The organism is Burkholderia ambifaria AMMD (genome assembly GCF_000203915.1).
Lineage (GTDB): Bacteria > Pseudomonadota > Gammaproteobacteria > Burkholderiales > Burkholderiaceae > Burkholderia > Burkholderia ambifaria.
Map to the genome: position 1 here is coordinate 3,158,997 of NC_008390.1, position 21,909 is coordinate 3,180,905.

The 21,909-nt window shown below is 67.6% G+C and carries 18 protein-coding genes; 10 read left to right on the forward strand and 8 right to left on the reverse strand.

Annotated elements, in window-relative coordinates; all coding sequences use genetic code 11:
- The first annotated feature begins 81 nt into the window (after positions 1-81).
- A complete protein-coding gene (gene hisC / locus BAMB_RS14475; protein WP_011657975.1) occupies positions 82-1,149 on the forward strand; it encodes a histidinol-phosphate transaminase in 1,068 nt (355 codons plus the stop codon).
- Positions 1,150-1,253: 104 nt separating this feature from the next.
- Here the strand turns inward: hisC and BAMB_RS14480 are convergent, their stop codons facing one another.
- The 3 genes from BAMB_RS14480 to rsmD form a co-directional block, all read right to left on the reverse strand.
- The gene (locus BAMB_RS14480) at positions 1,254-1,520 is read right to left on the reverse strand and encodes a YfhL family 4Fe-4S dicluster ferredoxin (protein ID WP_011657976.1); all 267 of its coding nucleotides are present in this window, start codon (positions 1,518-1,520) and stop codon (positions 1,254-1,256) included.
- Between the two features lie 59 nt (positions 1,521-1,579).
- A complete protein-coding gene (coaD, locus tag BAMB_RS14485; protein ID WP_006398238.1) occupies positions 1,580-2,077 on the reverse strand; it encodes a pantetheine-phosphate adenylyltransferase in 498 nt (165 codons plus the stop codon).
- A gap of 111 nt (positions 2,078-2,188) precedes the next feature.
- Positions 2,189-2,803 (reverse strand): 16S rRNA (guanine(966)-N(2))-methyltransferase RsmD, encoded by a 615-nt coding sequence (rsmD, locus tag BAMB_RS14490; protein ID WP_041491281.1) that lies wholly within the window; start codon positions 2,801-2,803, stop codon positions 2,189-2,191.
- Between the two features lie 201 nt (positions 2,804-3,004).
- Between rsmD and ftsY the strand changes: the two genes are divergently transcribed.
- Positions 3,005-4,165 (forward strand): signal recognition particle-docking protein FtsY, encoded by a 1,161-nt coding sequence (ftsY, locus tag BAMB_RS14495; RefSeq protein WP_011657978.1) that lies wholly within the window; start codon positions 3,005-3,007, stop codon positions 4,163-4,165.
- Positions 4,166-4,274: 109 nt separating this feature from the next.
- On the opposite strand, the gene maiA is transcribed toward ftsY, so the two are convergent.
- The gene (maiA, locus tag BAMB_RS14500) at positions 4,275-4,919 is read right to left on the reverse strand and encodes a maleylacetoacetate isomerase (protein WP_041491400.1); all 645 of its coding nucleotides are present in this window, start codon (positions 4,917-4,919) and stop codon (positions 4,275-4,277) included.
- Positions 4,920-5,108: 189 nt separating this feature from the next.
- Here maiA and ybiB point away from each other — a divergent pair, with 189 nt between their 5' ends.
- Both ybiB and leuA read left to right on the forward strand, forming a co-directional pair.
- A complete protein-coding gene (ybiB, locus tag BAMB_RS14505) occupies positions 5,109-6,083 on the forward strand; it encodes a DNA-binding protein YbiB (protein WP_041491401.1) in 975 nt (324 codons plus the stop codon).
- A gap of 390 nt (positions 6,084-6,473) precedes the next feature.
- Entirely contained in the window at positions 6,474-8,120 is a 1,647-nt protein-coding gene (gene leuA, locus BAMB_RS14510) for a 2-isopropylmalate synthase (RefSeq protein ID WP_011657981.1), read from the forward strand.
- 143 nt (positions 8,121-8,263) lie between these two features.
- Here the strand turns inward: leuA and BAMB_RS14515 are convergent, their stop codons facing one another.
- Both BAMB_RS14515 and BAMB_RS14520 read right to left on the reverse strand, forming a co-directional pair.
- On the reverse strand, positions 8,264-8,647 hold the full coding sequence (locus tag BAMB_RS14515; RefSeq protein WP_011657982.1) for a nuclear transport factor 2 family protein: 384 nt from the start codon (positions 8,645-8,647) through the stop codon (positions 8,264-8,266).
- Positions 8,648-8,692: 45 nt separating this feature from the next.
- Positions 8,693-9,262 carry an acyloxyacyl hydrolase gene (locus tag BAMB_RS14520; RefSeq protein WP_011657983.1) on the reverse strand — a complete coding sequence of 190 codons (570 nt, stop codon included), beginning with the start codon at positions 9,260-9,262 and terminating at the stop codon, positions 8,693-8,695.
- A 360-nt stretch (positions 9,263-9,622) separates the two neighbouring features.
- Between BAMB_RS14520 and rpoH the strand changes: the two genes are divergently transcribed.
- From rpoH to BAMB_RS14550, 6 genes are all read left to right on the forward strand, one after another.
- Positions 9,623-10,558, forward strand: a complete 936-nt coding sequence (rpoH, locus tag BAMB_RS14525; protein ID WP_006753294.1) for an RNA polymerase sigma factor RpoH — start codon at positions 9,623-9,625, stop codon at positions 10,556-10,558.
- A gap of 339 nt (positions 10,559-10,897) precedes the next feature.
- Complete coding sequence (gene cydP, locus BAMB_RS14530; RefSeq protein ID WP_011657984.1) at positions 10,898-11,176, forward strand: cytochrome oxidase putative small subunit CydP; 279 nt, start codon at positions 10,898-10,900, stop codon at positions 11,174-11,176.
- Positions 11,166-12,743 carry a cytochrome ubiquinol oxidase subunit I gene (locus BAMB_RS14535; RefSeq protein WP_011657985.1) on the forward strand — a complete coding sequence of 526 codons (1,578 nt, stop codon included), beginning with the start codon at positions 11,166-11,168 and terminating at the stop codon, positions 12,741-12,743. The genes cydP and BAMB_RS14535 overlap by 11 nt, the downstream gene beginning before the upstream one ends.
- A gap of 31 nt (positions 12,744-12,774) precedes the next feature.
- On the forward strand, positions 12,775-13,911 hold the full coding sequence (cydB, locus tag BAMB_RS14540; protein ID WP_006753297.1) for a cytochrome d ubiquinol oxidase subunit II: 1,137 nt from the start codon (positions 12,775-12,777) through the stop codon (positions 13,909-13,911).
- 55 nt (positions 13,912-13,966) lie between these two features.
- Positions 13,967-14,089, forward strand: coding sequence for a cytochrome bd-I oxidase subunit CydX (gene cydX / locus BAMB_RS33150; protein WP_006483737.1), 123 nt, complete (start codon positions 13,967-13,969; stop codon positions 14,087-14,089).
- Between the two features lie 593 nt (positions 14,090-14,682).
- Positions 14,683-17,166, forward strand: coding sequence for a family 20 glycosylhydrolase (locus BAMB_RS14550; RefSeq protein ID WP_011657986.1), 2,484 nt, complete (start codon positions 14,683-14,685; stop codon positions 17,164-17,166).
- A gap of 310 nt (positions 17,167-17,476) precedes the next feature.
- On the opposite strand, the gene nagE is transcribed toward BAMB_RS14550, so the two are convergent.
- Positions 17,477-19,234, reverse strand: coding sequence for an N-acetylglucosamine-specific PTS transporter subunit IIBC (gene nagE / locus BAMB_RS14555; protein WP_011657987.1), 1,758 nt, complete (start codon positions 19,232-19,234; stop codon positions 17,477-17,479).
- A gap of 87 nt (positions 19,235-19,321) precedes the next feature.
- Complete coding sequence (gene ptsP / locus BAMB_RS14560; protein WP_011657988.1) at positions 19,322-21,904, reverse strand: phosphoenolpyruvate--protein phosphotransferase; 2,583 nt, start codon at positions 21,902-21,904, stop codon at positions 19,322-19,324.
- Positions 21,905-21,909: the final 5 nt, after the last annotated feature.

Consider the following 21,909-nt stretch of genomic DNA (forward strand, 5'->3'; position numbering starts at 1 on the left):
GGCCTCCCGGTCCTGTGCAATTGCGCACCCCGTCGCGCACATGCGGTAATCTGGTCGTTTTTGCCCGTCAGGAGCCAAGCGGTGAGCCGTTACTGGAGCGACCTCGTTCAGCAACTCGTGCCTTACGTGCCGGGCGAACAGCCCGCACTCGCACACCCCGTCAAGCTGAACACCAACGAGAATCCCTATCCGCCTTCGCCGCGCGTCGTCGCGGCGATCGCACGCGAACTCGGCGACACCGGCGACACGCTGCGCCGCTATCCCGATCCGCTCGCGCGCGCACTGCGCGAGACGGTCGCGGCCCATCACCGCATCAAGCCCGAACAGGTCTTCGTCGGCAACGGCTCCGATGAAGTGCTCGCGCATGCATTCCAGGCACTGCTCAAGCATGACCGGCCGCTGCGCTTTCCCGACATCTCGTACAGCTTCTATCCGACCTACGCGCGCCTGTACGGCGTCGAGACCACGGTCGTGCCGCTCGCGGACGACTTCTCGATCCGTGTCGAGGATTACCTCGACGACGCGGGCGGCGTGCTGTTTCCGAACCCGAACGCGCCGACCGGGCGCGCGCTGCCGCTCGCGGACATCGAACGGATCGCGGCCGCGAACCCGTCGTCGGTCGTGCTGATCGACGAAGCGTATGTCGATTTCGGCGCGCAATCCGCGATCACGCTGATCGACCGCTATCCGAACCTGCTCGTCGTGCACACGACGTCGAAGGCGCGCTCGCTCGCGGGCATGCGCGTCGGTTTCGCGTTCGGCGATGCGGCGCTGATCAACGCGCTCAATCGCGTAAAAGACAGCTTCAACTCGTATCCGCTCGACCGGCTCGCGCAGGCCGCCGCCCAGGCCGCATACGAAGACACCGACTATTTCAACGCGACCTGCCGGCGTGTGATCGACACGCGTGCGCGGCTCACGCACGCGCTCGAGGCGCTCGGCTTCGACGTCGTGCCGTCGGCCGCGAATTTCGTGTTCGCGCGCCACCCCGCGCACGATGCGGGCGCGATCGCGGCAAAGCTGAAGGATCGGGAAATTTTCGTGCGGCACTTCCGCGCGCCGCGCATCGACCAGCACTTGCGCATCACCGTCGGCACCGACGCGGAATGCGACGCGCTCGTCGCGGCGTTGCGCGAACTGATCGGCTGAAGCACAAGCGGGAAGCGGAACCGGCGCCGAGAGGCGCCGGTCGAGGAAATCGTGACGTCGTGACGCACGCGTCACGACGGAGTCACTGCGGGGTCACGCTTGGATCACTGCGCGGCGTCGCCCTTCGCGGCGGTCAACGCGTGATACTTCTCCATCAACTGCGCGTGCGATTCGTCATGCTGCGGATCGCGCGGAATGCATTCGACCGGACACACCTGCTGGCACTGCGGTTCGTCGAAATGGCCGACGCACTCGGTGCACTTGTTCGGGTCGATCACGTAGATATCCGGGCCCATCGAAATCGCGCCGTTCGGGCACTCTGGCTCGCACACGTCGCAATTGATGCACTCGTCGGTAATCATCAAGGACATACTGATCTCACTTCTTCAGGCCAGCGGCCGGCTTCGCAATGAAACCGGCCGGCGCCGCATCATGCGGCCGGGCCTCCCATCGCGGCGACTTTCTCGGTCAACCACTTCTCGACGGACGGGAACACGAATTTGCTGACATCGCCGCCCAACTGCGCGATTTCGCGCACGATCGTCCCCGAGATGAACTGGTATTGATCGGACGGCGTCATGAACATCGTCTCGACGTCAGGCAGCAGATAGCGGTTCATCCCCGCCATCTGGAACTCATACTCGAAATCGGACACGGCACGCAGGCCGCGCACGATCACGCGCGCGTTGTTGGTGCGGACAAAGTCCTTCAACAGGCCCTTGAACCCCATCACCTTCACGTTCGGATAATGGCCGAGCACCTCGTTCGCAATCTTCAGACGTTCTTCCAGCGAGAAGAACGGCTTCTTCGCGCGGCTGTCGGCCACACCGACCACCAGCGTATCAAAAATGCTCGACGCACGCCGCACGAGGTCTTCGTGCCCGCGCGTCAGCGGATCGAACGTACCGGGATACACGGCGACTACCATGTCGCTCCTCCTGTCATCACGCAAACGGGGTGGCAGCCGTGCGATGCGCACGCCACTGCCGAGATGGGCACGCGTCGCCTGTCCGGCGCGCCGCCTCGTATGGAACGCGCATTATTCATCATTTTCGCGCTGCAGCAAATGGTAGTGAACCGCACCGGCCTTGCCGTGCTTGACCACCTGCCAGCCGGCGAGCGCTTCGTGCGCGGCCGGGTCGAGCTCCGCCCCCGTCTCGACGTAGAGCAGGCCGTCCGGCGCGACGAGCGGCGCCGCCAGCGCGATCACGCGCTCGAGCACGGCCGGCTCGCCGAACGGCGGATCGAGGAACACGACGTCGAACGCGCCGGGGGTCAGCCCGGCCGCGAGCCGCAGCGCGTCGGCTTCCGCGACCTCGACCGCGCGCGCGCCGAGCTTGTCCTTGATCGCGCGCAGCTGCTGCGCCGCGCGCGGGTGGCGCTCGACCATCACGACGCTCGCTGCGCCGCGCGACGCGGCCTCGAACCCGAGCGCGCCGGTGCCCGCGAACAGGTCGAGGCAGCGCCGGCCGTCGAGATCCTGGCCGAGCCAGTTGAACAGCGTCTCGCGCACGCGATCGGGCGTCGGCCGCAGGCCGTCGAGATCGAGCACGGCGAGCGGCGTGCGTTTCCAGTCACCGCCGATGATGCGGATCGTGTGCGGCTTGCCGCGGCTGGCGGGGGCCGCCGGGCGGCCGGAAGAGGAACGGGACATACGGAATATCGACGACGGAGGGACCGGGTGCGCACGGGGGCGCACCGCCAAACAGGCGCACGTTACCACAGCGGCGGCACCGGCTGACGCGAGTGCCTCGCCGCACTGATAAAATGCACTGTTTCGGCCGCCGTGCGCACGCCCGACAGCCCCTGCCGCGCGCCAGCCCGCGGCGCCCCGCCCTCTTCCCGACGTCAGACCATGTTCAGCTTCTTCAAACGATTCAAGAAAACGCAGGAGTCCGACTCCACGGAATCGCAATCGGCCGACGCGCTGCAACCGGACGAGCCGTCCGATGCGCCCGCCGCCGATGCCCGTCAGGCGATCGAAGCCCCGCCAGCCCCCGCGCAACCGCAACCGGCCGCGCCGGCCGTCGTGATGACGGTCACGCCGACCAACGACGGCAGCGACGACGTCGTCGAAGCGGTCGAGATCGTGCCGCCGCCGACGCAGGACGCCTCCGCGAAGAAATCGTGGCTCACCCGCCTGAAAACGGGGCTCGCGAAGACGGGTTCGAGCATCACCGGCGTGTTCGTCAACACGAAGATCGACGAGGATCTGTACGAAGAACTCGAAGCCGCGCTGCTGATGTCCGACGCCGGCGTCGATGCGACCGAGTACCTGCTCGGTGCGCTGCGCGAGAAAGTGAAAACGGGCCGGCTGACCGATCCGCAGCAGGTGAAGAGCGCGCTGCACGATCTGCTCGTCGAACTGCTGAAGCCGCTCGAGAAATCGCTGATGCTCGGCCGCGCGCAGCCGCTCGTGATGATGATCACGGGCGTGAACGGCGCGGGCAAGACCACCAGCATCGGCAAGCTCGCGAAGCATCTGCAGAGCTTCGACCAATCGGTGCTGCTGGCCGCGGGCGACACGTTCCGCGCGGCCGCGCGCGAACAGCTGGCGGTCTGGGGCGAGCGCAACAACGTGACGGTCGTCCAGCAGGAAAGCGGCGATCCGGCCGCGGTGATCTTCGACGCGGTCAGCGCCGCGCGCGCGCGCAAGATCGACGTGATGATGGCCGACACGGCCGGCCGCCTGCCGACGCAGCTGCACCTGATGGAAGAGCTGAAGAAGGTGAAGCGCGTGATCTCGAAGGCGCACGACGGCGCGCCGCACGAGGTGCTGCTCGTGATCGACGCGAACACCGGCCAGAACGCGCTCACGCAGGTGAAGGCCTTCGACGATGCGCTCGGCCTCACGGGCCTGATCGTCACGAAGCTCGACGGCACCGCCAAGGGCGGGATTCTGGCGGCGATCGCGCGGCAGCGCCCGGTGCCCGTCTACTTCATCGGCGTCGGCGAGAAGGTCGAGGACCTGCAGCCGTTCAACGCCGTGGAATTCGCGGACGCGCTATTCGACTGAACGCCGCCGGCCCGCATCGCACGGGGCGCCTTCGGGCGCCCTTTTTCATGCGCGCCGGCCACCGCCAGCCGGGGCCGCGGCCGGGGCATCGCCCGGTGTCACTCGGCGTTCATTCGGCGTCGGGCTGCACGCCGGGCTCGGCGGCCTTGAACGCGTCGAGCGTCGACGCATAATCGGCCACCCGCTGGATCGTCGGGAAGCGCGTCGTGTCGATCGAGAAACGGTTCGCGTTGAACACCTGCGGCACGATGCAGATATCGGCGAGCGTCGGCGTGTCGCCGAAGCAAAGCTTGCCGGTGCGCGGATCGTTCGCGAGGCGCGTCTCGAGCGACGCGAAACCCGCCTCGATCCAGTGCCGGTACCATTCGTTCTTCGCTTCCTCCGGCACCTTCAGCGTGTGCTTCAGGTACTTCAGCACGCGCAGGTTGTTCAGCGGATGGATCTCGCACGCGACCTGCAGCGCGATCGCCCGCACATACGCGCGGTCGACCGGCTGCTTCGGCAGCAGCGCGGGTTCGGGATGCGTTTCCTCGAGATATTCGATGATCGCGAGCGATTGCTGCAGCGTGGCATCGCCGTCAATCAGCGTCGGCACGACGGCATCCGGATTCACCGCGCGGTACGCGTCCTTCAGTTGCTCGCCGCCGTCGCGCAGCATATGCACGGGCACCGTTTCGTACGGCAGCTGCTTCAGGTTCAGGGCGATTCGCACGCGGTACGACGCGGAACTGCGGAAATAGCTGTAGAGCTTCATGGGATGTCTCTCGTAGTCGTATTCGGCCGGCAACGCGATGCGCACGGCACCGCCGGGATCCCGAGTTTAGCGCGCCGCGCGGTGCCGGCGCGCGCGGCCGCGCGCTTGGGCGCGCCGCGCCCATGCGATACTCGGGGCATTCCTTACCGTTCATAGCGCGGCCCGATGCCGGCCGCCCGCCCCACGCCGATGACCGCTCCCCACGACTCCGCAGCCTCGCCGTTCCCTTGCGCCCGCTTCATCAAGGAAATCGGCCGCGGCCCGAACGGCGCACGCGCGCTGTCCGCCGAAGACACGTTCGAGCTCTATCGCGCGATGCTCGACGGCCGCGTGTCGGACGTCGAGCTCGGCGCGATCCTGATCGCCTATCGCCTGAAGGGTGAAAGCGCCGACGAGCTGGCCGCGATGCTCGCCGCCGCGCAGGCGTCGTTCGAACCCGTGCACGTGCAGGATGCCGCGTTCCGCCCGGTGTCGATTCCGAGCTACAACGGCGCGCGCAAGCAGCCGAACCTGGTGCCGCTGCTCGCGCTGCTGCTCGCGCGCGAAGGCGTGCCGGTGCTCGTGCACGGCGTCGAGCGCGATCCGGGCCGCGTGACGAGCGCGGAGATCTTCTCGGCGCTGTCGATCGCGCCGTCGACGTCGCACGACGCGATCGAGGACACGCTCGCCGAGCGCCGCGTCGCGTTCGCGCCGACCGAAGCGCTGGCACCGCGCATCGCGCACCTGCTGTCGATGCGCCGCGTGCTCGGCGTGCGCAACTCCACGCACACGCTGGTGAAGATCCTGCAGCCGTTCGCGCCGGCCGGGCTGCGGCTCGTCAACTACACGCATCCGCCGTACCGCGAGAGCCTCGCGCAACTGTTCCGCGATCATCCGGACGCCGCGCTCGGCGGTGCGCTGCTCGCGCGCGGCACCGAAGGCGAAGCGGCGGCCGACACGCGGCGCCAGGTGCAGGTCGACTGGCTGCACGACGGCGTGTGCGACACGCTGATCGAGGCCGAGCGCTCGTCGACCGACGCGCCGCCTGTCACACTGCCCGAATCGCGCGACGCGGAGACGACAGCTGCCTGGACGGACGCCGTGCTGCGCGGCGAGATCCCCGTGCCCGACGCGCTTGCGCGGCAGGTCGCGACGATCGTGGGGATCGTCCGGACCGCACCGTGAACGGCCCCCGGGTCGGCCCTTTCGCGCCGACCTTTGAACCGACCATTTGACACGCGCACGCATCCTGGCATAGAGTTGTCGCCATGCGTTCCTTTCCGAACACCCTCCGAATTACCTCCGGCCGCCTAGCGCGGTCGCTATCGCTACGACTAGCCTAAGGCTCTCGTAGCGCCGTGTGCTGTCCGCACGGTCCCTCCAGCAGTTCCTCGCAGCACCCTTCTCGCAGTTTTTACAACCCGAAGTCGTCAGCATTCGTCCGTCTATCCGTCGGTCGATTCGCGAAGATCATCCGCATCCGCGGCGCGTTTCCCGCGCCACGGTGCGAGGCAGCGCCAACCGTCGCTCCTGCCGCCCGTCTTCGCTCGCGACTTGAGACCCGAGGTCCCGAAGATGAAGCGCAACCCGCAAGACAAGTACCGTCCGTTCGAACCCGTCCGCCTCAATGGCCGCCGCTGGCCGACCCGCACCATCGAGCGTGCGCCGGTCTGGATGAGCACCGATCTGCGCGACGGCAACCAGTCGCTGATCGAGCCGATGAGCATCGAGCAGAAGCTGGAGTTCTTCGACATGCTGGTTGCGATCGGTTTCAAGGAGATCGAAGTCGGTTTTCCGTCGGCGTCGCAAACCGACTTCGATTTCGTGCGCAAGCTGATCGACGACAAGCGCATCCCCGACGACGTGACGATCGAAGTGCTCGTGCAGTCGCGCGAAGACCTGATCGCACGCACCTTCGACGCGCTCGAAGGCGTGCCGCGCGCGATCGTGCACCTGTACAACGCGATCTGCCCGTCGTTCCGCCGCATCGTGTTCGGGATGTCGAAGGACGACGTGAAGGCACTCGCGGTCGACGGCACGCGGCTTATCAAGGAACATGCGGCGGCCCGTCCGGACACGCACTGGACCTATCAGTACTCGCCGGAAACCTTCAGCATGACCGAACTGACGTTCGCGCGCGAAGTGTGCGACGCGGTCGCGCAGGCATGGCGGCCGACCCGCGATCACAAGATGATCGTCAACCTGCCGGCGACCGTCGAAGCCGCGAGCCCGAACGTGTTCGCCGACCAGATCGAGTGGATGGACCGCAATCTCGCGTATCGCGACAGCATCGTGCTGTCCGTGCATCCGCACAACGATCGCGGCACCGCGGTCGCGGCCGCCGAACTCGCGCTGCTCGCGGGCGCCGACCGCATCGAGGGCTGCCTGTTCGGCAACGGCGAGCGCACCGGCAACGTCGATCTCGTCACGCTCGCACTGAACCTCTATACGCAGGGCATCGACCCGGGCCTCGATTTCTCCGACATCGACGCGGTGCGCCGCGTGGTCGAGCGCTGCAACCAGATTCCGGTGCATCCGCGCCATCCGTACGCGGGCGACCTCGTGTTCACCGCGTTCTCCGGCTCGCACCAGGACGCGATCCGCAAGGGTTTCGCGCAGCAGCGGCCCGACGCGGTGTGGGAAGTGCCGTATCTGCCGATCGACCCGGCCGATCTCGGCCGCAGCTATGACGCGGTGATCCGCGTGAACAGCCAGTCCGGCAAGGGCGGCGCGACGTTCCTGCTCGAACGCGGGATGGGCTTCACGCCGACGCGCCGCGTGCAGATCGAATTCAGCCACGCGGTGCAGACGCTCGCCGACGCGTCCGGCGAGGAAGTGACCGGCGATGCGATCTGCGCGCTGTTCGCCCGCGAGTTCTTCGAAACCGCCGGCCCGGCCGCACGCCACGGCGACGCCGCGCGCTGGCAGAATCGCGACATCGCGGCTGCGCCGCCGGCCGACGCGACGCCCGAAGATGCCGTGCGACGGATGGCCGCGGCCTTCGCGACGGCGGCCGGCGCGACGATCGACGTCGCGTCGTGCGAACACGCGCGCACGACGGACGGCAGGATCGCGGTATCGGTCGGCTGCCGGATCGGCGATGCGCCGCTGCGGCATGGCGTCGGCGTGCACGCCGATGCGGCGAGCGCCGCGCTCGACGCGGTCGTCAGCGCGATCAACCGTTCGGCCTGGCATTGCGCCGACCGACGCGCGGCGGCCTGAGCACCGGGTTTCACTTCAGGGTTCGAACGTCAGGGAGCGGTGCGTGACCGCCCGTGCGCCGCGCGATCCGCGCCGCACGGGCCAGCAAAAAGCGGCCCAGGAGGCCGCTTCGGTGGGGACATGAAAAAGAGCGCCACGCGCGCTCATGTCTCGGTCGCGCACCGCGTCGCCTGCCACGCCAGCAGGCGCCAGTGGCCCTGCTCGTGGGTGTGGACGGCCGTATAGGCGATCGGAAACACCAGCCCGCCGTTGTTCGTTTCCATCTCGATCAGCGCGCGCCCGGTGACGACGCAGGTGGCGTCGCCGAGGGTCAGCAGGTCCTGCGACTGGATTTCGATCTGGCGATAGCGGCGGCGGCCGGCGACGATTGCGTCGATGAACTGCTGCTTGGTTTCGCGTTTGCCGTTGGTGTGCACGAAGAACACCTTGTCCGACAATTGCGCGTCAAGCGCCTCGCCGTCCCCGTCGACCATCGCCCGGAACCGATCGCGCTCGAGTGCGCGAATCGCATCGACCACCTTCGTCATCGCCTGACTCCTCGGCAACGCGCCCGCCGTGCGCGGGCGTGCGGATCAGAAGTTGTACTGCACGTAGAACTGGTGGAAATTTATACCAGGATTCGGCTCTTTGATACCCGCGTTAGACACATGTTGAAAACGGTAACCGAGCTGATACTGTTGGCGTTCTCCGAACTGCGCGCCGACGCCGACCACATCCGCGAACTGGAAGGAGGTCGACAACGACAGATCGTTCGAGATCGTCGGGTGCGTGAGGAAGCGGATGCCGGCGCCGGCCTCGATGAACGGGCGAACCTGGCCCGCGCTCTTGATGAAACGGAACATCGGCGTCGCGCCGAACTCCCCGATATTGGCGTGAACGTTGCCGCCCGTATGCCAGTAGCCGGCGTGGCCTTCCATCACGAACGTGAAGTGCCAGCCGCCGATTTCCCACCAGTTCCAGCCGGGATCCCACACCACCGCGAGATCGGCCTTGTCGATCCCGTGGCGATCGGAAAAACCGCCGCCCGCCTGGATCCCCCACCGGTCCGCGAATGCGGCCCCCGATCCGCCTAGCAGCGATGCCGCCAGCAGCGCATCCAGCGCAAGCCGGCGAGGGGACCGGCGATTCTTCTTATTGTTCATCTGACACTCCAACTTTGCGGGTTGAATGGAGCCTTGCCGCAGCGGCCGGCCCGAGCGAACTGAATGGTATGGTAAAGGACTTTTCGGATCGGCATCACGAAGCGAAATTGTTTGCTTCCAAAACTACAAAAATCGAAAACGTCTACTGATTACCATCAGAAACAACGGTTTACGGAACTTCCCCTCGCAACCCCGGTCGCAAATTAGACTATCGACTCGACAAGTTCGATAGAAAAACCGGGAACTCGGATGCCCACGCGCCCTCTAAGGATTAGCACTCGGATTCCGGGAGTGCTAAGATGGGCCCCGGAATCTCATCCGAGACCAGGGGTTTGTCCCTGATTCCAAAGGAGTTTTTTAGTGAGCCACGCCCTGACCCTTCCGAACACCCTGAGCCCGACGCCGGCCAAGGCCGAATCGGCAGGCTCGCTGGCGCTCGCAACTCAATCGATGTTGCCGGGCCAGCTTGGCAACATCGACGCGTATATCCAGGCCGTCAACCGGATCCCGCTGCTGACCGCCGAGGAAGAACGCCGCTATGCGACCGAATTCCGCGAAGACAACAACCTCGACTCGGCCCGCCGCCTCGTGCTGTCGCACCTGCGGCTCGTCGTGTCGATCGCGCGCAACTATCTCGGCTACGGCCTGCCGCACGGCGACCTGATCCAGGAAGGCAACATCGGCCTGATGAAGGCGGTGAAGCGTTTCGACCCGACGCAAAACGTGCGCCTGGTGTCGTACGCGATCCACTGGATCAAGGCCGAGATCCACGAGTACATCCTGCGCAACTGGCGGATGGTGAAGGTCGCGACGACGAAGGCGCAGCGCAAGCTGTTCTTCAACCTGCGCAGCCACAAGAAGAGCATGCAGGCGATGACGCCCGAGGAAATCGACGGCCTCGCGCAGGAGCTCAACGTCAAGCGCGAAGACGTCACCGAAATGGAAACGCGCCTGTCGGGCGGCGACATCGCGCTCGAGGGGCAAGTTGATGACGGCGAGGAGTCGTATGCGCCGATCGCCTACCTGGCCGATTCGCACAACGAGCCGAGCGCCGTGCTTGCCGCGCGTCAGCGCGACATGCTGCAGACGGACGGCATCGCGCAGGCGCTCGAGGCGCTCGACGCACGCAGCCGCCGGATCATCGAGGCGCGCTGGCTGAACGTCGACGACGACGGCTCGGGCGGCTCGACGCTGCACGATCTCGCGGCCGAATTCGGCGTGTCGGCGGAACGCATCCGCCAGATCGAAGCGAGCGCCATGAAGAAGATGCGCACCGCCCTCGCCGAATACGCATAAATCCGCGATTCAGCACGCTTCACCCAAAACCGCTGCCCGACTGGCAGCGGTTTTTTTTCGTCTGTCGTTTGTCTGTCGTTTCGCGCGTCGCCGCGCTAATTGATCGACGTTATTGACCGGCTATCGGCCGGTTTCCCGCCCCTTCCGCATACCGTTGATCTACCTCAAGTTTTGACCCGCGATTCGCGACGGTCTGCCGCAGCGCGGCACTCGGCAGCGGAAAGCCGGCGTTTTAAAATTGGCATGTCGGCTTAAAAGGATTAAAACAGCTTAAGTGCCGTCATAAATCCGACGTAAAGTCGCCCCAAAACCCACGTAAATCGATTCAGGATAATCGCCTTGATCTCGATCAACAAAGAGCCTGCGCCGCCTCCCCCGCAGGCCGCCGGCACGGTCGGCTGGCGCGCGCGCATCACCGGGTGGGCGCGCGGCCCAACCCTCATGCGCGACATCACGCTGGTGCTGATCGTCAAGCTGATCCTCCTGATGTCGCTCAAATACGCATTCTTCAATCATCCGCAGGCCGAGCACATGTCACTGCCGCCTGCCGTCGTCGCCGAGAAGCTGCTCTCGGTGCCGGCTCCTGCATCTACCGAGGGAGACCACCATGATAAGTAGCGAAGTCGTCGATCTGTCACGTCTACAGTTCGGCATCACGGCGCTCTACCACTTCCTGTTCGTGCCGCTGACGCTCGGCCTGTCCTGGCTGCTCGTCATCATGGAAGCCGTCTACGTGATGACGGGCAAGCAGGTCTACAAGGACATGACCCAGTTCTGGGGCAAGCTGTTCGGGATCAACTTCGCGATGGGCGTGACGACCGGCATCACGCTCGAATTTCAGTTCGGCACGAACTGGTCGTACTACTCGCACTACGTCGGCGACATCTTCGGCGTGCCGCTCGCGGTGGAAGGCCTGATGGCGTTCTTCCTCGAATCGACGTTCGTCGGCCTGTTCTTCTTCGGCTGGAACCGCCTGTCGAAGGTCAAGCACCTGATGGTCACGTTCCTCGTCGCGCTGGGCTCGAACCTGTCCGCGCTGTGGATTCTCGTCGCGAACGGCTGGATGAACAATCCAGTCGGCGCGGCGTTCAACTACCAGACGATGCGCATGGAGATGACGAGCCTGTTCGACGTGCTGTTCAACCCGGTCGCGCAGGTGAAGTTCGTTCACACCGTGTCGGCCGGCTATGTGTCGGCGGCGATGTTCGTGCTCGGCGTGTCGTCGTGGTACCTGCTGAAGAAGCGCGACGTCGACTTCGCGCTGCGCTCGTTCGCGGTCGCGGCCGGCTTCGGCCTCGCGGCGACGCTCTGCGTGATCGTGCTCGGCGACGAATCGGGCTATACGACCGGCGAAGTGCAGAAGATGAAGCTCGCCGCGATCGAATCCGAATGGGAAACGCAGCCGGCGCCCGCGTCGTTCACGCTGATCGGCATCCCCAATCAAGCAGAGCAGCGCACCGACTATGCGATCAAGATCCCGTACGCGCTCGGCCTGATCGCGACGCGCTCGATCGACGAACCGGTGATCGGCCTGCGCGAGCTCGCGAAGCGCAGCGAGGAGCACATCCAGAGCGGGATGCTCGCGTACGGCGCGCTGCAGAAGATCAAGCAGGGCGACACGAGCGACGCGACCCGCGCGTTGTTCGACGAGCACAAGCAGTATCTCGGCTACGGGCTGATGCTCAAGCAGTTCACGCCGAACGTGACGGACGCGACGCCCGAGCAGATCAAGGCCGCCGCGAAGAAGACGATCCCGCCGGTCGCGCCCGTGTTCTTCTCGTTCCGGATCATGGTGGCCCTGGGCTTCCTGTTCGTCGCGACGTTCGTTGCCGCGTTCTGGTTCTGCGCGCGCCGCGAGCTGCTGCAGGACAACCGCCGCTGGTTCCTCCGCTACGCGGTGTGGGCGATTCCGCTGCCGTGGATCGCGATCGAATTCGGCTGGATCGTCGCCGAGCTCGGCCGCCAGCCGTGGACGATCGCCGGCGTGCTGCCGACGCATCTGTCCGCGTCGAGCCTGCAGCCGAGCGACCTGTACCTGAGTCTCGCCGGCTTCATCCTGTTCTACACCGCGCTGTTCGTCATCGAGATCAAGCTGATGTTCAAGTACGCGCGCCTCGGCCCGTCGTCGCTGCATACCGGCCGCTATCACCACGAAATCGCCGCCGGCGAGCGTGCCACGGTTTGAGCACGCGCCCGCAACGGAACAAGGAATCGCTATGGACTATGCAACTCTCAAGCTGATCTGGTGGCTGCTCGTCGGCGTGCTGCTGATCGGCTTCGCCGTCACCGACGGCTTCGACATGGGCGCGACCGCGCTGCTGCCGTTCCTCGGCAAGACCGACGACGAGCGCCGCATCATCGTCAACACGGTCGGCGCGACGTGGGAAGGCAACCAGGTGTGGCTGATCACGGCCGGCGGCGCGATGTTCGCCGCGTGGCCGCTCGTCTACGCCGCGTCGTTCTCCGGCTTCTACTTCGCGATGCTGCTCGTGCTGTTCGCGCTGTTCTTCCGGCCGGTCGGCTTCGACTATCGCAGCAAGCGGCCCGACCCGCGCTGGCGCGCGGGCTGGGACTGGGGCCTGTTCGTCGGCGGCTTCGTGCCGGCGCTGGTGTTCGGCGTCGCGTTCGGCAACCTGCTGCAGGGCGTGCCGTTCAAGTTCGACAGCGACCTGCGCGTGACCTACTACGGCGGCTTCTGGGCGCTGCTGAACCCGTTCGCGCTGCTCTGCGGGCTCGTCAGCCTCACGATGCTCGTCGCGCACGGCGCCGCGTTCATCAAGATGAAGACCGACGGCGTGATCGCGCGCCGCGCGTCGATCGCGCTGCGCGTGTCGGCGCTCCTGGCGGTCGTGCTGTTCGTGCTGGCCGGCGTGCTGGTCGCATCGACGATCGGCGGCTTCCACATCACGCACGCCGCGCCGAACGACACGGTCGCGAACCCGCTGCTGAAGGATGTCGCCGCCGGCTCCGGCCTGTGGCTGGCGAACTACGGCGAGTATCCGTGGATGATGGCGGCGCCGCTGGTCGGGATCGCGGGCGGCCTGCTCGCGCTGCTGCTCGCCGGCTCCCGACAGGAAAAGACGGCGTTCTTCTGCACCGGCCTGATGATCACCGGCGTGATCCTGACCGCGGGCTTCTCGATGTTCCCGTTCATCATGCCGTCGTCGCTCGACCCGCGCAGCAGCCTGACCGTGTGGGATTCGACGTCGAGCCACATGACGCTGCAGGTGATGTTGTTCGCGGTGATCGTGTTCCTGCCGATCGTCCTGCTCTACACGAGCTGGGTCTATCGCGTGATGCGCGGCAAGGTCACGCGCCAGACGCTCGAAGAGAACGAACACTCGATGTATTGAACCCGGCCGGGGGTGCGCACGCGCCCTCGCCCACCGTTTCGCAAGGAGTCGGATCATGTGGTATTTCAGCTGGATTCTCGGTATCGGCGTCGCGCTGTCGTTCGGCATCGTCAACGCGATGTGGCTCGAAGCGCGGCAGAAGCCGCAGGAAGCGCCGGTGCGCGCACGCCGCGACTGACGCGTGCGCGGCGGCGGCGACGCACCTCGCTGCGCCGCGCCGCCGTTGCGTCCGGAATGAACCTCGCTTCATGCGAGGTTTTTTTTCGTCCGGGCAGCGAAGGCGCGCGCGGCCGGTCGATCCCAATTTAGCGCCAGATTGATACCACTTGAATACCAATAAAAGGTTTCATATGATCGTTGGACGCGGCCGCCAATAGGCCGAATCCATTTGAGTGGGGGAGACATGCGAATCCCGTGTGGGGCGCGCGCGTGCGCGTCGCGTCGCCGCTTGCGTGCGGCAGCTGCTTGCCGGGTGACGGCGCTCGCCGTTGCCGTCGCGCACGACCACCTCGATACCGTCGGCGACGTGCGCATCCACGCCGCCTCCTCTGCCGCCCCTTCCCGATGAACGCGCCGACGTGCCCTCGCCGATCGGATCGGCACGCGTGCCCGCCTCCCGTTCCGTAACGCACGCGACCCGCGTGCCGAATACGTCCGGCGCGACCGCCTCGCGCCGGGCGCTGGTGTCCCCGCAGCTCCGTTGAAAGACCCGACCGCGGCGACGTCGTCCCACGACGCCGCGACGCCCCCCCTTTTTTCTCAGGAGTTCGAATGAAGAGCACGTTGCCCTCCCTGCTGACCGGCTTGCTGATCGCGGCGCTGTTGCCGGCCGCGACCTGCGCCGCGCCGGTGCAAACCGCCGCCGGCGCGATCGCCGGCACCGCCCGGGCGGCCATGCAGCCGGCCGATCTCGCGGCATTGCTGTCGAACGGCCTCGCGTTGCGCGTGTCCGTGGACAACAACCACGCGGCCGCGGCCGGCGTGCCGTGTGCGGACCTCGGCGCCGACGGCGCGGCCTGCGCGACGGGCCGCCTGTTTCTGCAAAACCGCGGCCACCAGCCGATCGCCGACGGCGGCTGGAAGCTCTACCTGCACAGCATCCGCCGCCTGCTGCGCATCGATCATCCGGGCTTCGCGCTGCGCCGGCTCACCGGCGACCTGTACGAGCTGACACCGCAGCCGGGATCGGTACGGCTCGCGCCCGGCGAACGCATCGAGCTGCCGTTCGTCGCCGAATACTGGGTGCGGCGCTACAGCGACGTGATTCCGCGGCCGTACGTCGTCGTCGACGGCGCATCGCCTGCGGTGCTCCGCTACAACGACACCGACAACGAGCTTCGCTACGTCGAATCGCTGCCGGCCGACGCGCAGAACAACTCGACGGGCAACGCGCCGGCCGTCGCCGCGCGGCCCGACGCGAGCCGCGCACTGCCGAGCGTGAAGCGCGAGCAGCCGCTGCCCGGCGCGCTCGATCTACGCGGCGTCGAGCTCTTGCTGGCCGGCCTGCCCGACGCGCAGGTCGCGGCGCTGCGCGAGCGCGCGACGACGCTCGGTCTCGACGGCGCACGCGTGCCGGTGCTCGGCGCGGTCGCACCGCGCCGGCTGCCGGCCGACATCGCGACGCCGGGCGGCTACCGGCTCGCGATCGGGCCGCGCGGCGTCCTCATCGAAGGCTACGATCGCGCCGGCCTCTACTATGGCGTGCAGACGCTGTTCTCGCTCGCGCCGGCCGGCGGCGGCACGATCCCGGCGCTGCTCATCGAGGATGCGCCGCGCTTCACGCATCGCGGGATGCACGTCGATCTCGCGCGCAACTTCAAGCAGCCGGCGACGCTGCGCCGCCTGATCGACCAGATGAGTGCATACAAGCTCAATCGCCTGCACCTGCACCTGTCCGACGACGAAGGCTGGCGCATCGAGATTCCCGGCCTGCCCGAGCTGACCGACATCGGCGCGCGCCGCTGCCACGACCCGAGCGAGACGCGCTGCCTGCTGCCGCAACTCGGCTCCGGCCCCGACAATCGCTCGGGCGGCGGCTACCTGACGCGCGCCGACTACGTCGCGCTCGTGCGCTATGCGGCCGACCGCTTCATCGACGTGATTCCCGAAATCGACATGCCCGCGCACGCGCGCGCGGCCGTGGTGTCGATGGAGGCGCGCTACCGCCGGCTGCATGCGGCCGGCCGCGACCAGGACGCGAACGCGTATCGGCTGCTCGATCCGCAGGACACGTCGAACCTGACGACGGTGCAGTTCTACGACCGGCGCAGCGACCTGAACCCGTGCGTGCCGGGCGCGCTCAACTTCGCGTCGAAGGTAATCCGCGAGATCGCGGCGATGCATGCGGACGCGCAGGCGCCGCTGCGCATCTGGCACTACGGCGGCGACGAAGCGAAGAACATCCTGCTCGGCGGCGGCTTCCAGCCGTTGAACGGCACCGATCCGAACAAGGGGCGCATCGACCTCGCCGCGCAGGACAAGCCGTGGGCGCGCTCGCCCGCGTGCACGGCGCTGCTCCAGCGCGGCGAGATCAAGTCGATCGACGAGCTGCCGACGCGCTTCGCGAAACAGGTGAGCGCAGCGGTCGACGCGAACGGGATCGGCACGATGGCCGCGTGGCAGGACGGCATCAAGCACGCGAACGGGCCGCAGGACTTCAGCACGCGGCATGTGATGGTGTCGCTGTGGGACACGATCTTCTGGGGCGCGTCGGACAGCGCGCGCGACCTGAGCGGCAAGGGCTACCAGACGGTGCTGGCGCTGCCCGATTACCTGTACTTCGACTTCCCGTACACGCTGAACCCGCGCGAGCGCGGCTATTACTGGGGCTCGCAGGCAACCGACGAGTACAAGGTGTTCTCGCTCGCGCCGGAGAACCTGCCGCAGAACGCCGAAGTGATGGGCGATCGCGACGGCAACGCGTTCGAGGTGACCGGCACGGGCCCCGCGCCGCGCATCGAAGGTATTCAGGGGCAGGCCTGGGGCGAGGTGATGCGCAACGACACGTTCCTCGAGTACATGGTGTATCCGCGCCTGCTCGCGCTCGCCGAACGCGCGTGGCACCGCGCCGACTGGGAGCTGCCGTACACGGCCGGCGTGCGCTACAAGCGCGGCGACACGCACCGCGTCGACACGGCCGCGCTGCAGCGCGACTGGGCCGGTTTCGCGACGCTGGTCACGCAGCGCGAATTGCCGAAGCTCGACCGTGCCGGCATTGGCTATCGGAAGCCGACCTTCACGCTGATGAATCCGTGAATGGTAGAGCGGCTGTGCGGTCGAGCGGCTGACCGGCTGACCGGCTGACCGCCGACCGCTGACCGCCGACCGCTGACCGCTGACCGCCGACCGCCGACCGCTGAGCGGCTGAGCGGCTGACCGGCTGAGCGGCTGAGCGGCTGAGCGGCTGAGCGACTGACCGCTGAGCGACTGACCGTCTGAGTGATGCGCGATGCAGATGAACGCATCGCGCATACGCTCCCGCCAATGAAAAACGGCTTGCGACGCATCGCAAGCCGTTTTCGTTTTGCTGCCCTGCGACCCGGCGGAGCGGGCCGCCCTCAGCGCATCAGGCCGGTTGCGCGGCCGCGCCGCCGCCCGTCGACGGCAGCCGTGCGCCGAGCTGTTCGGCGTAGCGTGCCGCCGCGTTGCCGCAGACGATGTGGAACGTATCCGGCGACACCCATGCGACATCGAGTGCACCGAGGCGCTCGCGATCGACCGCCGATGCGTCGCGCACGACGACACGCAGGCGCGTGGTCGCGATCGCGTCGAGCGTCGCGACGTTGGTCGCGCCGCCGAACACCGCGAGCCAGCGCAGCGGATCGGGATCGAGCGGGCCGGCCGCCGCGCCCGTGACCGGCTGCGCGGCCGTGGCCGGCGCCGCGGCGCCGCTTGCGCCGCTGCCGATCGCCGAACGCATCTCGTCGGCAATGATGTCGGCCTCCGGCCCGATGATCACCTGCACGCTGTTGCCGCCGCGCTTGAGCACGCCGCGCGCGCCGATCGACTTCAGCTCAGGCTCCGACACCTTCTCCGGGTCGACGACGCTCAGGCGCAGGCGCGTCGTGCATGCGTCGACGACCGTCAGATTGCCTGCCCCGCCAAGCGCGGCGATGTAACGCAGCGCACGCGGCGCGGCCGCCGCGGCACCGGCAGCCGGCGCGACGAAACCGCCCGACGCGAACGACTCGGTCGCCGCATCGGCCGAGGCCGGCTCGCGGCCCGGCGTCGCCATGTTGAACTTGCGGATGAAGAAGCGGAACAGCCCGTAGTACGCGACACCGTACGCGATGCCGAGCGGAATCGCGATCCAGCCCTTCGTCGACAGCCCGTAGTTCAGCACGTAGTCGATCGCGCCGGCCGAGAACGTGAAGCCGAGCTTCACGCCGAGCAGCTGGCAGATCGCGAGCGACAGCCCGGTGAGCACCGCGTGGATCACGTACAGCACCGGCGCGAGAAACATGAAGCTGAACTCGATCGGCTCGGTCACGCCGGTCAGGAACGACGTGAGCGCCATCGAGAACAGCAGGCCGCCGACCATCGCGCGGCGCTCCTTCGGCGCTTCGTGCAGCATCGCGAGACACGCGGCCGGCAGGCCGAACATCATGATCGGGAAGAAGCCGGCCATGAAGGTGCCCGCGGTCGGATCGCCCGCGAAGAAGCGGTGCAGGTCGCCGTGCACGATCTCGCCGCCGGCCGGCGGCGTGAAGTTGCCGAACACGAACCACGCGAGCGAGTTGATGATGTGGTGCAGGCCCGTGACGAGCAGCAGGCGGTTCAGGAAGCCGAACACGAACGCGCCGATCGCGCCCGCCGTCGTGAGCCACTGGCCGGCCGCGTCGATCGCGTGCTGGACCGGCTGCCACACGTATCCGAACACGATGCCGAGTATCACGCACACCAGCCCCGTGATGATCGGCACGAACCGCTTGCCGCCGAAGAACGCGAGGTAGTCCGGCAGCTTGATGTCCTTGTAGCGGTTGTACAGCAGCCCCGCGACCACGCCCGCGATGATCCCGGACAGCACGCCCATGTTCAGCTTGGGATCGATGTCCTTCATGATCGCGGTTTCGATCAGGTAGCCGATCGCGCCCGCGAGTGCCGCCACGCCGTTGTTGTCCTTCGCGAAACCGACCGCCACGCCGATCGCGAACAGAAGCGGCAGGTTGTCGAAGATCGCGCCGCCGGCGTCGGCGATCATCTTGATGTTGAACACATCCGGCTGCCCGAGCCGCAGCAGGATGCCGGCGACCGGCAACACCGCGATCGGCAGCATCAGCGCCCGGCCCAGGCCCTGTATCTTCAGAAACGGATTCCCGTCCATTCAGTCCTCCAGTCCATGTCTCGTCGTTAATCGTCGTTGAACGAATTGCTTTCGTGGTGAAACGGGTCGCGCGCCCGCCGTCGACGTTCAGTCGAGCGGCCAGACCTCGCGGCTTGCTGCCCTTACCGCCTGTGCCGAGTCGAGTGCGAGCAGATCCTGCGCACGCTGGCGACACAGCTGGTAATCGAGACGGCGCACGCGCGCCTTGATGCCCGGCACCGACACCGGATCCACCGACAGCTCGGTCACGCCGAGGCCGACGAGAATCGGCACCGCGAGCGGATCGCCGCCCAGCGCGCCGCACACGCCGACCCACTTGCCATGCTTCGCCGCGCCGCGCACCGCGATGTCGATCAGGCGCAGCACGGCCGGATGGAGGCCGTCGGACTGCGCGGCCAGATCGGCCTGGCAGCGGTCCATCGCGAGCGTGTACTGCGTGAGGTCGTTTGTGCCGATCGACAGGAAATCCGCGTGCTGCGCGAGCTGGTCGGCAAGCAGCGCCGCCGACGGCACCTCGATCATCACGCCGACCTCGATCGGCTCGGTGCGGCCCTGCGCACGCGCGAATTCGTCGATGCGCTTGCGCAGCCGCACGAGTTCGCCCGCATCCGTCACCATCGGCAGCAGGATGCGCACCGCGCCGAACGGCCACACCGCGAGCAGGCCCTGCAGCTGATCGTCGAGCAGGTCGGGGCGCACCTGCGCGAGGCGGATGCCGCGCAGGCCGAGCGCCGGGTTCGGTTCGGGCGGCAGCGTCAGGTAGTCGACTTCCTTGTCGGCACCGACGTCGAGCGTGCGGATGATCGCGGTGCGGCCCTGCAGCGCGTCGACGATCGACTGGTAGCTCTGCTGGTGCTCGACCGCGCTCGGCGCGGACTGGCGATGGATGAACATCAGCTCGGTGCGCAGCAGGCCGATCGCGTCCGCGCCGTTGTCGACCGCGGTGTTCGCGTCGTCGAGCGTCGCGATGTTCGCGGCGACCTCGATCGCGCGGCCGTCGGTGGTCGCGGCGGCGGCGCCGGCCATCTGCCGGTTCGCTTCGCGCACGCCGTCCAGACGCTGGCGTTCGTGGCGCGCGCGCTCGACGTCGAGCGCGGTCGGTGCGTGTTCGAGACGGCCCGCGCTCGCATCGACGACGACCTGCGTGCCGTCCGGAATCGCGTACAGCGCGTCGCCGACCGCGACGAGCGCCGGAATGCCGAGCTGGCGCGCGATGATCGCCGCATGCGACGTCGCGCCGCCGCGCGCCATCACGAGCGCGGTCACGCGCTGGCGATCGAGCGACGACAGGTCCGACGGCGTGAATTCCTCGGCGGCGAGCACGGCCTCGTCGGGCAGCGCGCGCGTCGCGCCGCTGGTGTGGCCGAGCGCGCGCAGCACGCGCTTCTCGATATCGCGCAGGTCGGCGGCGCGCTCGGCGAGCAGCGCGTCGTCGAGCTTCGACAGCGTGTCGATCTGCGCGCGGATCGTCGCGCGCCACGCGAAGCCCGCGCTCTTGCCGAGGCTGATCTGGTCGCGCGCCGCGTCGACCAGCGTCGGGTCCTCGAGCAGCACGCGATGCACCGCGAAGATTCCCGCCTCGCCCACCGCGCCGCGCGCCGACGCGTTGCGCACCGTTTCGTCGAGTTCGGCGTCGACCGCCTTCAGCGCCTGGTCGAGCCGGCGGCTTTCCGACGCGGGCGTGCCGGACGCCTGTTCGGGCGGCACGATGTCCGCATCGTCGAGACGCACGAGCGTGCCGACCGCGATGCCGGGCGCCGCGCATACGCCCGCGAGCGTGTTCGGGTCGAGCGACGCGCCGGTATTGCGCACGGCCATCTGCGGCGCCGGCGAACGCAGCCGCGCCGGCTTCTCCTCGACTTCGCCGTGCGCTTCGCGCAGCAATTCACGTTCGACCGCTTCGACGGCTTGCTGCGCGTACGCGCCGCGGCCGATCAGTTCGATCGTCGCGCCTTCGCCGGCGCCGAGGCCGAGCAGGCCCACGACGCTCGTGATCGACGCCTTGCGGCCGTCGAACTGCACGTCGACGGTCGCGTCGATGCCGCGCACGGATTCGCGCGCCCGTGCGGCCGGGCGTGCATGCAGGCCGCCCGGTTGCGTCAGCACGAGCTCGCGGCGCACTTCCTGCATTGCCGCGGCGCCGGCCTGCGCCGCCTGCGCGGCGGCTTCGCCCTTGCCGCGCAGCGTCAGCAGCGGCGTCTCGCCGGCGGTCGCGAAACCGCTCGCGCGCTCGACGACCTCGAACGCGTCGGAGTTCGCGATCGCGATCACCGACACCAGCGAATGCGCGCTGCGCGCGACCGCGTCCTGGTCGAACTCGATCAGCAGATCGCCCGCCGCGACCCGCGCGCCGGCTTCGACATGCGCGGTGAAACCCTGCCCGTTCAGCTCGACGGTGTCGATGCCGATGTGCAGCAGCACTTCCGCGCCCTGCGGCGTCGTGATGGTCAACGCATGGCCGGTGCGCGCGAGATGCGACACGACGCCGGCGCACGGCGCGACGAGCCGGCCCGCGAGCGGGTCGATGCCGATGCCGTCGCCGAACATCCCGCCGGAGAACACCGGATCGGGCACATCGGCCAGCGCGACGATCGGCCCGGTCAGCGGGGCATGCAGGACGATCGGATCATGGGTGGAACTCTTCAACTGGGACTCCTCGGCGCGTCTCATCGGCT

Bases quoted from the DNA above. Each gene is read 5' to 3' on its own strand.
- BAMB_RS14480 (WP_011657976.1), bottom strand. From the start codon at position 1,520: ATGTCCTTGATGATTACCGACGAGTGCATCAATTGCGACGTGTGCGAG.
- coaD (WP_006398238.1), bottom strand. From the start codon at position 2,077: ATGGTAGTCGCCGTGTATCCCGGTACGTTCGATCCGCTGACGCGCGGG.
- rsmD (WP_041491281.1), bottom strand. From the start codon at position 2,803: ATGTCCCGTTCCTCTTCCGGCCGCCCGGCGGCCCCCGCCAGCCGCGGC.
- ftsY (WP_011657978.1), top strand. From the start codon at position 3,005: ATGTTCAGCTTCTTCAAACGATTCAAGAAAACGCAGGAGTCCGACTCC.
- maiA (WP_041491400.1), bottom strand. From the start codon at position 4,919: ATGAAGCTCTACAGCTATTTCCGCAGTTCCGCGTCGTACCGCGTGCGA.
- ybiB (WP_041491401.1), top strand. From the start codon at position 5,109: ATGACCGCTCCCCACGACTCCGCAGCCTCGCCGTTCCCTTGCGCCCGC.
- leuA (WP_011657981.1), top strand. From the start codon at position 6,474: ATGAAGCGCAACCCGCAAGACAAGTACCGTCCGTTCGAACCCGTCCGC.
- BAMB_RS14515 (WP_011657982.1), bottom strand. From the start codon at position 8,647: ATGACGAAGGTGGTCGATGCGATTCGCGCACTCGAGCGCGATCGGTTC.
- BAMB_RS14520 (WP_011657983.1), bottom strand. From the start codon at position 9,262: ATGAACAATAAGAAGAATCGCCGGTCCCCTCGCCGGCTTGCGCTGGAT.
- BAMB_RS14535 (WP_011657985.1), top strand. From the start codon at position 11,166: ATGATAAGTAGCGAAGTCGTCGATCTGTCACGTCTACAGTTCGGCATC.
- cydB (WP_006753297.1), top strand. From the start codon at position 12,775: ATGGACTATGCAACTCTCAAGCTGATCTGGTGGCTGCTCGTCGGCGTG.
- cydX (WP_006483737.1), top strand. From the start codon at position 13,967: ATGTGGTATTTCAGCTGGATTCTCGGTATCGGCGTCGCGCTGTCGTTC.
- BAMB_RS14550 (WP_011657986.1), top strand. From the start codon at position 14,683: ATGAAGAGCACGTTGCCCTCCCTGCTGACCGGCTTGCTGATCGCGGCG.
- nagE (WP_011657987.1), bottom strand. From the start codon at position 19,234: ATGGACGGGAATCCGTTTCTGAAGATACAGGGCCTGGGCCGGGCGCTG.
- ptsP (WP_011657988.1), bottom strand. From the start codon at position 21,904: ATGAGACGCGCCGAGGAGTCCCAGTTGAAGAGTTCCACCCATGATCCG.